The organism is Mycobacterium sp., from assembly GCF_035633495.1.
Taxonomy (GTDB): Bacteria; Actinomycetota; Actinomycetes; order Mycobacteriales; family Mycobacteriaceae; genus Mycobacterium.
Map to the genome: position 1 here is coordinate 1 of NZ_DASQEU010000050.1, position 11,586 is coordinate 11,586.

10 protein-coding genes and 4 pseudogenes are annotated in these 11,586 nt (G+C 64.7%); 5 read left to right on the forward strand and 9 right to left on the reverse strand.

Annotated elements, in window-relative coordinates:
* Positions 1-87: 87 nt before the first annotated feature.
* The gene (locus VET27_RS07605) at positions 88-726 is read right to left on the reverse strand and encodes a TetR/AcrR family transcriptional regulator (protein ID WP_526516679.1); all 639 of its coding nucleotides are present in this window, start codon (positions 724-726) and stop codon (positions 88-90) included.
* Between the two features lie 222 nt (positions 727-948).
* Between VET27_RS07605 and VET27_RS07610 the strand changes: the two genes are divergently transcribed.
* Positions 949-2,901, forward strand: coding sequence for a M1 family aminopeptidase/hydrolase (locus VET27_RS07610; RefSeq protein WP_526516681.1), 1,953 nt, complete (start codon positions 949-951; stop codon positions 2,899-2,901).
* Positions 2,902-3,461: 560 nt separating this feature from the next.
* Here the strand turns inward: VET27_RS07610 and VET27_RS07615 are convergent.
* From VET27_RS07615 to VET27_RS07645, 7 genes and pseudogenes are all read right to left on the reverse strand, one after another.
* Complete coding sequence (locus VET27_RS07615) at positions 3,462-3,635, reverse strand: hypothetical protein (RefSeq protein ID WP_526516683.1); 174 nt, start codon at positions 3,633-3,635, stop codon at positions 3,462-3,464.
* A 218-nt stretch (positions 3,636-3,853) separates the two neighbouring features.
* Complete coding sequence (locus tag VET27_RS07620; protein WP_526516685.1) at positions 3,854-5,302, reverse strand: wax ester/triacylglycerol synthase domain-containing protein; 1,449 nt, start codon at positions 5,300-5,302, stop codon at positions 3,854-3,856.
* 548 nt (positions 5,303-5,850) lie between these two features.
* Positions 5,851-6,372 (reverse strand): annotated as a pseudogene (locus tag VET27_RS07625) (transposase); the annotation flags it as partial.
* 79 nt (positions 6,373-6,451) lie between these two features.
* Positions 6,452-6,913: a recombinase family protein gene (locus VET27_RS07630; RefSeq protein WP_526516687.1), complete on the reverse strand. Its 462-nt coding sequence runs from the start codon at positions 6,911-6,913 to the stop codon at positions 6,452-6,454.
* Positions 6,914-7,064: 151 nt separating this feature from the next.
* Positions 7,065-7,502 (reverse strand): annotated as a pseudogene (locus VET27_RS07635) (recombinase family protein); the annotation flags it as partial.
* Complete coding sequence (locus VET27_RS07640; RefSeq protein WP_526516689.1) at positions 7,499-7,738, reverse strand: hypothetical protein; 240 nt, start codon at positions 7,736-7,738, stop codon at positions 7,499-7,501. The gene VET27_RS07640 and the pseudogene VET27_RS07635, both read right to left, overlap by 4 nt.
* A gap of 82 nt (positions 7,739-7,820) precedes the next feature.
* Positions 7,821-8,246 (reverse strand): helix-turn-helix domain-containing protein, encoded by a 426-nt coding sequence (locus VET27_RS07645; RefSeq protein WP_526516691.1) that lies wholly within the window; start codon positions 8,244-8,246, stop codon positions 7,821-7,823.
* 290 nt (positions 8,247-8,536) lie between these two features.
* Between VET27_RS07645 and VET27_RS07650 the strand changes: the two are divergent.
* The 3 genes and pseudogenes from VET27_RS07650 to VET27_RS07660 form a co-directional block, all read left to right on the forward strand.
* Positions 8,537-8,623, forward strand: a pseudogene (locus tag VET27_RS07650) (IS21-like element helper ATPase IstB); the annotation flags it as partial.
* 373 nt (positions 8,624-8,996) lie between these two features.
* Entirely contained in the window at positions 8,997-9,710 is a 714-nt protein-coding gene (locus VET27_RS07655; RefSeq protein WP_526516693.1) for an MFS transporter, read from the forward strand.
* A 124-nt stretch (positions 9,711-9,834) separates the two neighbouring features.
* Positions 9,835-10,659 carry a class I SAM-dependent methyltransferase gene (locus VET27_RS07660; protein WP_526516695.1) on the forward strand — a complete coding sequence of 275 codons (825 nt, stop codon included), beginning with the start codon at positions 9,835-9,837 and terminating at the stop codon, positions 10,657-10,659.
* Positions 10,660-10,755: 96 nt separating this feature from the next.
* On the opposite strand, the pseudogene VET27_RS07665 reads toward VET27_RS07660, so the two are convergent.
* A pseudogene (locus VET27_RS07665) lies at positions 10,756-11,211 on the reverse strand (ISL3 family transposase); the annotation flags it as partial.
* Positions 11,212-11,299: 88 nt separating this feature from the next.
* Between VET27_RS07665 and VET27_RS07670 the strand changes: the two are divergent.
* Positions 11,300-11,509, forward strand: coding sequence for a DUF3291 domain-containing protein (locus tag VET27_RS07670; protein WP_526516697.1), 210 nt, complete (start codon positions 11,300-11,302; stop codon positions 11,507-11,509).
* Positions 11,510-11,586 lie beyond the last annotated feature (77 nt).

An 11,586-nucleotide genomic window follows, 5' to 3' on the forward strand; every position in this document is an offset into this window, starting at 1 on the left:
CAACGTTCGCCTGTCTCGCGGAACTGATCTGTTGACTCTGCACGAACGCCTGCAAGAATCCACTCAACGGTCCTCCGAAAGCTCCGCTCAGACCCCGATCCTGCCGCATCGATTCGCGAGGATCCGCCGCAATGGCGCGACCGCAAGCACCTCGCCGATGGCATCGTTGATGGTGACGTCGACCAGCGACCGGCAGCACTCGACGACCGTGTCGGGCGGAACGCCTTCGCCGCGCGCCGCCTGCATGAGCGCATCCACGTAGTCACTAAGGAGCAATGCGTCGCCGTCCGTCATCAGCTCGGTGAAGTGCGGGTGGGCACACAAGGCCACTCGTAGACCGTTGCACCAATTCCACGCGGTCGACTCCCAAGTATCACCCTCACAAAACTCCAGACAGAGCGTGGAGAAATGAAGTTCGACGACCTTACGGATCAGCTTGTCTTGGTTGCCGATTCGTTTGTAGAGAGTACGGGTCGATATTTTGAGGCCCACGGCAAGACGCCGCACGGTCAATGCTTGAGCACCCTCGGCATCGAGAAGCACGAGCGCGTGCTGATAGATCGCCTCCGCGCGACATTTGAAATGAGAATCCACAGCCGTAGCTGTCGGTTCTCGATTTTGGCTGCAACCGTGAGTACCGCCGAACTGGGCTTTTTCGACCTGTCTCACCACTGCTGCACCCCGGTTTGTCTCACGGAATGCTTCATTTCCTATGCTGTCCGACACGCGGCGCTGCTCAATCGATGCCGATCGACATTTCGCTTGCGTGGTCAGTCGGTCGCCGACTGGCACTGGTATGCGGCAAGGAGTACGTTGACGCCGGCTCGGACGTAGGGTGCCGGGTGCGCCCTCGGACGCCGCGCGTGCGGACGTCCAGATCGCCGGACACACGAAAGCCGCATCGAAGCGAACCTGAGCTACACGCATCGTTTCGGCCCTCAGCCTGCCATGCTGGAGTACCTTCCCCCAAGGCTGGAAAGCACCAAAATGAAGCGCAAAATCCATCTCCTGACGCGATGCGGCGTCGTCGGCATACTCGTTGGCTCAACGCTGCTCGTCGGTTGCGGCCGCGCCGAAATCAACAAGCACGCAGAGCCGATCGCTCGCGACATGCACAGCAACGCCAACATCGACGAAGTCGTCATGACCCATGTCGATCTCGCCCTGAAGGTGGACTTCGACCGCCAGATGCTCGGCGGTCACGCCGACCTGACCATCGACGTGGTCAAGCCCGGCACGACCACTTTGGTGCTCGACACAAAGGCGCTCGACATTCAGGGTGTACAACGCTGGGAAGGCGACACTTGGCAGGACACTAACTACAAGCTCGGCGCCGAAGACGAGATACTCGGACAGCCGCTCAGCATTGACATCGAGCCGTCGACGCAGCGCGTGCGCGTCTTCTACGAGACCACCGAGGATTCCGACGGCCTGAACTGGGCCAGCCCCGAACAGACCTTCGGCAAGAGCAAGCCGCTCATGTACAGCGTGTCGCAGTCCATCTACGGTCGCACCTGGTTCCCGCAGCAGGACACACCCGCCCTGCGGGTGACCTACACCGCCGATATCGAAACGCCGCCGGACATGGTGGCGAAGATGTCCGCGAGCAACGACCCTTCCGCGGTGCCGGCGGCCAAGCACCACTTCGAGATGAAGCAGTCCGTGGTGCCGTACCTGATCTCGCTCGCGGTGGGAGACTTCGGCTTCAAGGCTGAAAGCGATCGTTCGGGCGTCTATGCCGAAGGGCCCATGCTCGACAAAGCGGCCTACGAGTTTGCCGATACGCCCCAGATGATGGACATCGTCGAGTCCCTTTACGGGCCTTACGCCTGGGAGCGCTACGACGTCATGGTGATGCCGCCCAGCTTTCCCTTCGGTGGCATGGAGCACGCGCGGCTGTCCTTCCTGTCGCCCACCGTCATCACCGGCAAGCGCGACCTCATTTCACTCACCGCGCACGAGCTGTCGCATTCCTGGTCGGGCAACCTCGTGACGAACCGCTACTGGAGTGATCTGTGGCTCAACGAAGGGTTCACCACCTATGTCGAGAAGCGAGTCGTCGAAGCCCTCTACGGCGCCGATCGCGCTGACCTCGAGCGGGCTTTGCAGTATCAGTCGCTACAGGGCGATCTGGCTGAATTAAGCCCGCCGGAGCAGGTGTTGGCCATCGATCTGCGCGGTCAGCATCCCGACAACGTATTCACCGACATCCCCTACAACAAGGGTTCGCTCTTCCTCACCACGCTCGAGAAGGCCTACGGTCGCGACGTCTTCGATGGTTTCGTGAGGCAGTACTTCGCCGACTTCGCCTGGCAGACCATCACCACCGAGGAGTTTGAAACCTACTTGAACGAGAAGCTCGTCGACCGCTACCCCGGCAAGCTGACCCACGACGAGATCCGCGAGTGGATTCACTCGCCGGGCTACCCGGCAAAGGGCTATGTGCCGACCGCGAGCGCCTTGGCAGGCATCGACGCCCAGCGCGTGGCGTTCGAGTCGGGCAGCCTCGGCGCCGCGCAGATCGACACCACGGGTTGGACGGTGGAGCACTGGACGTATCTGTTGCAGAAACTCTCGACGTCGCTTCCGGCGGCGCGTCTCGACGCGCTCGACGCGAAGTTCGGGCTCTCCGGCTCGACCAACCTGGTTCAGGTGTCCGAATGGCTGAACTACGCACTGCGCGCCGGCTACCAGCCCGCCATCGACAAGCGCTTGCGTGCCTACCTGTTCGAGCAAGGTCGCATCAAGCTGACAAAGCCGCTGTATCAGGAGATGATCAAGACCCCGTCAGGCGTCATCCTCGCGCGCGGCCTGCTCAACGAGACCCGGCCGTTCCTGCATCCGATCATGGTGTGGGAGATCGAGAAGAACGTCTTCGAGAAGGCGCGAATCCCGCTCTGAGGTTCTGGCGCCAGCATGTTGAGCGGCGCCCGGGGTCAATGTGCACCTCGGCCGCGTGACGGCATCGGATCCACAGAGCGGCGACCCTCGATCGGGGCGTGCGTGCGTGCCACCCATTGGCCGTACCGCCTGGACAACGGTGCGGCGCTGACCCCGGGGGCAACGACGCTGAGTATCACGGTGCACATGATCACGCCGCCCAATGTGCCGATCACCGGGGAATCGCGACCGAGTTCCTCCACCGACGGCAGGCCGAACACGATCGTCGCCAGCCCCCGCGGTCCGAACCAGGTGAACGCGAAAACGTCACTGCGGACGAGAGCGAGGACATCGGCGGCGACATCAGCATCGCCGCCGCCGAGACCAAAGCCATCGCGACCGGAGATCCGCGCTACATCGCGTCGAACGTAACTCGGCGGCAAGCTGCTCGTGCGCGCGGAACGCGGACGGCCAATGGAACTGACACCGTTCGGCGCCCGGATTGTCGGAACAGTGCGGGCACGCTCGAAACTTGGCCAACCGAGATAGCGGACACCCCGACCGCCGCACTGCCGGATCTGTCAGTCGCGGCAGTCCCGGGCGAGTTGCACCACGGTCTTGCGGCCCACGCCGACACCCGTGGCGATCTCACGCAGACCGAGACCTTGCCTCTCGTATAGATCTCGCAGGTGCTCCGGCGTGAGCGCCGACTTGGCGGTTCGGTATCCGACGCCGCGGAACGCGGGCTTGATCACGGGTGACCGGCTCGTCGGCCGGCGCCGGGTGCGCGGTGAGGAGGTAGCGGATGGGGTCCAGCGTGGTTCCGAGGTGGTCTGCTGCTGCGCCGAAGCAGTAGTCCTCGGCGCGGATCAGCCGTTGCAGCTCTACGATGTTCACCGCGTCTGCGTCGTGGGCGGGTAATGGCAGTTCGCCGAGCATCGCTGTTGGGGGCGGGCTGTCGTCCATGCGACCGCTACGTTGAAGGTTTCGGTCGGGCCCGCGGCCGCGTCGTTCGAGGGTGATCACCGTTGAGTTTGTCGTCGATGCCGACTGCGCTGATCTCGTCGAAGCCCTCCCGAAGACAATCGAGCAGGACGTCGGAGTCGGGCACCGCGCACGTGTCGATATTGATGCCGATATCGCAGGAGCCGGCGTGGGAGATCAGGGTGATGTTGAACGATGCCCCGATGGTCGGCCCGAACGCGAAGAAGCCGGTCACCTCACCGCCCGCCAGGTAGATCGGCACAGGGCTGCCCGGCACGTTGCTCGCCACGAAGTCGACGTGCTTGAGCATCCCACCGACGTAACCGACAGGCAGCAGGTTCAGGCCTTCGGCGATGGTGTCGGTGATCGGGTTGGACGGCTCGTCGCGCGCCGATTCGGCGACGCGATGCACCATTCTCATCCGGTTGGCCGGATTCGATTCGCCGACGGGAACCGTCACGCGCCGCAGGGTGATCCGGTTGCCAAAGGTCCAATCATCCGCTTTGGTTCGGATGTTGATCGGGATGGTGACGCGAAGCGACTCGACGGTGCTGTCGTGGCGCAGGTGATAGCGACGTAGCCCTCCGGTCACGGCGGCGAGATAGGCGTCGTTGACCGTCGCGTCGACGCTCTCGGCCGCCCTCTTCAGGTCGTTGAGGGGGATTTCCATAGTCGCGAGACGACGGACCATAGCCCGCTCGCGCATCACCGGCGACATGGTGTCGGAAACGGGCGCAGCGAACCGGTAGGCAGAGCGTGCCATTGCGGCGGCTCCGCGGACGGTGCCGATTGGATCACGTGCCGTGCGGGCCAGAGTCGGGATGGCGGCCTCGACCCCAAGGCGGCCACGATGGGCGACACGCCCGAACATCGACCCCACGGCGGCGGTGATCAGAGCCTGCCTGCTGAACGTCTCGCCCGGCGGCGCCGGTGGCATGGGCCCCAAATCGCCTGGCTGGCGCTCCATGTCGAACAGGACACCCTTCATCTGCATCCAGCCCACGCCGTCCGACAGCGAGTGATGGATTTTGACGACGACCGCAGCTTCATTGCCCTTCATGCCTTCGACCAGGGTGAATTCCCACAGCGGACGTTCCCGGTCGAAGGTGTCCATTGCCGCCAGCCGCGCCAATTCGAGCACTGCGTCGCGGGTTCGCGGCTCCGGCGCGTTGACCCGGCGCAGGTGCCACTTCAGGTCGAAGTGGTCGTCGTAAATCAACCTCGGGGTGGCCAGGCGCCACGGAGACTCCACGACGCGCTGGCGAAGCGAGAGCATCGTGCGAGACATCCGGTCGATGCGGTCGACGAACCTGTCCCAGTCCGGCGCCCGGTCGAGCCAGAACACGCCGACCACAGTCGAGCGCAGCGCCGGGTCGCGCTCCATATACCAGGCGAAGGCGTCACTTGCCCGCATGTAGGTGCCGTCGGTTCTTGACATGCGTCCCTCTTTTGTCGAGCGGCTGCCCGCAGGGGGCCAAGCCCATTGGAGTGTTGCAAGAGTCCGCTCGATCGCGTGATCCTCTGGGTGGCAGTTTAGGCGCCCAGCGCGGTGCTGTGGTGGTTTGGAGTTGGCTGAGGCGGAACCCCAGGCGTTGAGCGCGGAGCAGGCGACGGCCGATGACGCGGACCTCCAGACCAGCCTCACCGACCTCGCCGGCCTGGCGAGCCGCAGCACCGGACTTCAAGGACTCCTCGAGGAGGTGGCATCCTTTGCCGCCCATGCCATTCCGGGAGCGGACGGTGCCGGGGTGACATTGCTTCGAATCGATGGGCCGGAAAACGTCGTGGCGGCGCTGGCCGCCAGCCACCCGTTCGTCTCTGAGATCGATCAGATCCAGTACGTCACCGTCAAGGAAGGCCCCTGCATCACCGCCGCACTCGAGCGGCGCACGGTCCGCTCGGGATCCTTGGGCGGGAAGAAGATGTGGCCCCGCTTCGGTCCGCGCGTCGGCCGACTCGGCGTGCACAGCGCGCTGTCGCTGCCGGTGGCCGTACCGCCCACTCGTTCATCTCCTCGATCACCTTGTCGGTGATCCGGCTGATCGTCTCCTTCGAGACGGATGCGCCGTAGACCTCGGCGAAGTGTGCCGAAATATCGCCCGTGGTAGGGCCTTTGGCGTACAACGACAGCACGACCTCATCAAACCCGGACAGTCGGCGCCGCCGCTTCTTGACGATCTGCGGCTCGAACGTCGCCGCCCGGTCCCGCGGCACGTCGATCTCAACGTGACCGGTGGTGTCGATCAACACGGTCTTAAATCGGGTGCCGTTACGGATGCTGCCCGTCCCCGCATCGGGCGGGTCGTGTTTCTCATAGCCGAGGTGCTCGGTCATCTCCTCGTTTAGCGCGGTCTCCAGGACCGTTTTGGTCAGCTGCTTGAGCAGCCCATCGGGCCCAGTCAGCGACAGGCCTTGTTCCTGGGCCAGCCGAACCAGCTCGACTGCAGCTTGCTGCTCAGCGGACTGCTCAGCCTGCTTTTTGTTCGTCACATCATTCAGTGTCGTCATTACGGCACCTTCCTCGCCGAGCATCGCTCAGCGTGTCAGGCCGGAAACACCAAATCCAATCGGGACACCGGGACGAGGCTCAGCGCGTGCCCGTTTTGCACGATGCTATCTGTTCGAACGGCCGTGGACCAGAGCATGGCTTGCACTGTGGCACAACATCATCGGACGTAGCCCACCAGCACTGGCCTGAACCGACCACCCCGCCGACCACGGCCCAACCGGAGAACACAGGAAACGCTGGAAGCTCGTCGGTGGATTCAGGCTTAGTGTTGTCGGTGGCCACTCGGGCGGCAGCTTGGAACAGCTCGTCGGTGATGATCCGGGGGCAGTCGATCGGGATCCAGTCGTCGCGGTCGCGTGGGATCTGCCGGTTGCGGCGGGTGGGGCGCCGGTCGGGTATCGATTCGGTGCGGTTGTAGTAGACCCGGCCGATGTAGGCCTCGTTGCGCAGGAGCCGGCAGATGGTGGAGTGGCCCCAGGTGGGTTTGCCGGTCGGTGAGGGTATGGCGTCGGCGTTGAGGCGGCGGCAGATCTCGCGCATGGTGATGCCGGCGGCGCGGTCGGTGAAGATCCGCCGTACCACGGCGGCCTCGGGTTCGTAGACCTCGTGGTGTGCTTGGCCGGTGGCGGCGCTGCGGGGGGATGCGCCGGTAGCCGTAGGAAGCTTTCCAGGTGACGACTTCGCCGGCGCGGGCCCGGAACAGCTTGCCGCGCCGGTAGCGTTCGGCGATCTTGGCTTTCTCGTATTCGGCGATCACGCCTTGCACCTGGGTGAGCAGCACCAACTGCGGGTCGTCGGCGGCCAGTCCCGGAAAATCGGTGAAGGCGACGGTGACTCCGAGGCGGTCCAGCTCGTCGAGCACCAGCACCTGGTAGGCGTAGGCGCGGGCGAGCCGGTCCGGGGACAGGCACCACACCCGTTCGACGAGCCCGGCCTCGGCGGCGTCACGCAGCGCGTCCAGGCCGGGTCGGTCCAGTCGGGCCCCGGACTGCCCGTCGTCAACGTACTCGCCGACCAACTCGTCATCGACGGCGACGATGTGTTCGCGCGGCAGCGCCAGCTGCGAGCCGATGGTGCCGCGGTCGGCTTGGCGCTCGGTCGACACCCGCGCATACAGCGCCGCCCTCATCGCAAGCCTGCGCCCGGTAGTGCCACTCCGGCAACCGGATCCACGCGCGCAGCGGCGTCGAGGAGGAACTTGTAGCCCGCGGCCAGCGCCGCCACGCGGGGATCGTCGTGCGGCGTCCAGGCCGGGCGTACCGCGGCGAGGAGTTCGGCGACGAAGACCGGCTCGGCGCTCGGCCAGGCGATCAACCCGGCCAGGCCGCGCCGGGCGAACCGGGCCGCGGCCAGACCCTCGGGCATCCGGCAGGGCTCGAGTGCGTGTGCCGCAGCGTTTCGTAGTCGACCTGAGCCGCCTGGACCGGCGGCCAGAACGACCGGGCGCTCACCGCCCACGCACCCGCTCGACGGTGCGTCGGTGCAACTGCACCCCGAACCGGTCGGCCACCTGCTCGGCGATCTGCGCCCCCGAACCAGTGTCGGCGCGGATGAAGTCCACGATCTCCGGACGCAGCTTGATCGGGCCACGACGGCCGCGCCGCTCGTCGACCAGCCCCGCCATCCCCGACTGGTCGAACGCTGCTGCCACCAGATAGAACGCAGCCCGCGAATAGCCATGTGCTGCAGCAGCTTCCGACACGGGCAGACCGTCGAGCAGACGTGCCCGCAGCATCTCGTACTTCACCTGCACCTTGTCGGCGGGCAGGAAGAAACCCGACCCCCCAGCGAACAGCGTCGCGAACACCCCATCCGGATTGGGATGCAACAGTCCCGCCTCGGTCAACGCCCGAAGCCGTGTCGTATCGCTCACTGGTCCCACCTCCAGAGACCGAGCCTAAACCGCTCGCCTCTATGGGTCCACTATTTAATGCCGTGTGTCTGTGCTTCCCTGCCAAACGCGTTGCGAAAGACGCTGTAATCGAGTCACTACAGCGAACAATTCGGCAATGAGCTCCAGGCGTGCGGTGATGAATACTAGACATCGAAGCCGCTCCGGACCGCTGGGCGCCGCGGCCGGCGACGGTGATCAGGATGCAGATACGGCCCCGGAACCGCTTCCAGCGGAGCCAGCAACACCGTCAACTGCAGCTTTGCGTTCCGTTGGTGACCCTCAAAGGCTCCAGCTACCGGCTCAAAGACACCAGAATCGACACCTTGCCCTCTGCGCGGGCAGACAACACGGCACAATGGCCACGACCACGTGGCCTACTTTTCGACCGTCGCCCCTGGCCTGCTTTTCGACCGTCGCCAACAAAAACGGCGATCAACGTCAATACCGTGGCCTAACGCACCTGCTGCGCCCGGGTGCGCTTTCGCCTTGCCGAGGTCCCAGACGGCAACACCGCCGCTGGCTTCACGACCTCGGCTCTGATCCGCGGGCTACGAGGCCGGCGGCGATATCGACAAGCCTGGCTGCCAATCGTGGGCTGGCGGGGCATCTTCCTGATCGGCGGCCTGCTGCCGCTGGTACTCGCCGCAGTCTGCCTATTTTCTGATACCGGAGTCGCCGGCACTCTTGGTCACCAAGGGCACCTAATCGAGCCGACGCAAGGTACATGCTTTGGTAGCCAGGTACTTCGGTGTGCCGGTTGACGCCGACACCCGATTCGTCACCACTGATTCCCACGTCGAACGCGGCTCTGTTCAGGCGCTGTTCTCACCCCGATTCCGCAAGATCACCATCGCGGTGTTCAGCACGTATCTGCTCAACTGGATCGCCTGGTACCTCCTGCTGTTGTGGCTGCCGACGGCGCTGACCACGCGCGGGGTCGATAAGTCAACGGCTGCCCTGGACACCGTGGCGGTCAACGGCGGGTTCATCCTGTTCGCGATTCCGCTGTCGCTGCTCCTGCCCCGCGTCAATGCGCGCAACCTTCTGCTCGCCATGTTCGCGTGCGGCATCGCCATCTCGATCGGGTTGGGATTGGCCGGCACCAACTTCGCCCTGGTGTTCCTGCTCATCGGCATGGCCGGGTTCGGGATCGGCGGGCAGCAACTGGCGTTGAACTACCTGATCGTCAATGCGTATCCAGCCCAATTACGTTCCAACGCCACCGGATGGGGAATCGGCATCGGGCGCAGCGGCACGATCATCGGCTCGGCCCCCGGCGGGACACTGTTGACCGGCCTCGGGGTCAGCGGGTACTTCCTGTGCCTCGCCGTACCACTGGTGCTCGCGGGTCTCACCACCCTCGCCGTGTCACGGCGGCAAGGAGCCCCGCCCACGCAGTCCCAGGCGCTCGCGGAGGAGGACGAAGCCCTGGCCGTTCGCTGAGGTCTCATGCGTTTCAGAAGTAGCCACTGCCCGGTAGCGACGTACCTCGGAGGTGGCTACTTCGTTTACCCGCGGCACCGGCGCCGGCTGCGGTCACCGCTCAAGCGTAGGTAGCCTTGTCCCAATGGACTACGCAGCCGATGCCGCCAACCTGACCGGCGTCTCGGAAACAGCACTTCTGACGCTCAACGGCAGGGCCCACCAGGCTCGCCATCCGAACGCGATCATCGACGACCCGATGGCGATCCGGCTCGCCGACGCGATCGACTTCGATTTCGACAAGTTCGGCCGTAAGGGCCAGGAGATGGCCTTGCGCTCGCTGGCCTTCGACAGAGTCGCGATCCAGTACCTGACCGAGCATCCCGCCGCCACTGTCGTCGCGTTGGCCGAAGGACTGCAGACCAGCTTTTGGCGGCTGAGTAGCACCCTCCGCGATGCTCAATTTCGTTGGTTAACAGTCGATTTCGCTCCCGTTATCGAGCTGCGCGAGCGGTTGCTGCCCTCCTCTCCGAGGATTACCGACCTCGCGCAGTCCGCACTTGACTACAGCTGGGCAAACGAGCTGAATACTGACGACGGTGTCTTCATCACCGCCGAGGGCCTACTGATGTACCTGCAACCCGAAGAGTCGATGGGACTGATCACTGAGTGCGCCAAGCGATTTCCGGGCGGCCAGATGGTTTTCGACCTGCCGCCGGTGCTTGTCAAGAAGTTTGCACCTAAAGGCGTGAGAGCAACCCGGCGCTACCGCGTTCCACCGATGCCGTTCAGCCTGTCGGAGTCTCAACTGGCCGACCTGGTCAACACCGTGCCGGGCGTCCGGGCTGTGCATGACCTACCGATGCCGAAAGGGCGAGGCCTGATGTTCAACAAGCTTTTTCCCGCGTTTTGGCAACTGCGCCTGACAAAGCAGTACCGCGGCGCGTACACGTTGCTTGAATTCGCCTGATCCGTTGCTGCAGGCGTGTTAGTGGCCGGATCAAGAATCCGTACGGAGCGAGGGCATCGAGTGGGTCGAGCCGTCGAATAACAACATTTGTGGGCTCTACTGACCCTTCTGTGGGTGGTTCCTTCCGGGGAGTCGTGGTGGTCGACCGCCGAGGCTCAGCATGGCCAAGGCGATAAGGGCGTCGGGACTGCGGAATCCGAATGCGACGCGGGTGATGAGCCGGATCTTGGTGTTGACCGATTCGATCCGCCCGTTGGACAGGCCGTGTTCGATGGCGGCCAGGATCGAGTCTTCGTGAGTGACGATGCTTCTCTGTAACTCGACGAACTCGGGAATTCGGCAGCGCCGCGCCCAGCCGATCCACCGCGCCAGTTCAACGACCGCGTCGTCGTGGCTCATCTGGAAGATCAGCCGCAGCGATTCCTTGAGCAGGTAGGCGCGGTGCAGGGCGAGGTCCTCGAGTTCGATCAGCCGCAACGTCACCGCCTGCTTCTCGGTCAGGTTCTCCGGGTTCTTCAGCAGCGCCCACCGACTCTTCTTCACTACAGTGGCCTGTTCCCGATCCGCGTCGAGAGCGTTGCCGGTGCCAGCCCGAGGCCGACCGCGTTTGCCGAACCTCTTGCGGGCGTCGCCGACGGGAGTGGTCCCCCCCGTAGTCGCTTCCACCACCGCGATCTGGTGGCCGCCCACTGGCACCAGGCCGACCGTCGACGAGGCCGAGAACCGCGTTCGCCACCTCCGCCGAGGCGGACCCACCGAGCACGCCTACCCTGCGCCGCCACTACACGGCACCGGATGCGGTGACGCGCACCGTGCAGGCCGCCGAAGACCGGGCTCTGCCCCCGCCTGAGCTTCGAGCACTCCCGAGGCCTTTGCGAGTCGCGCTGCGCCGCCTTCTCTAGCGCAGCCCGATGCCTTCGACGGTGG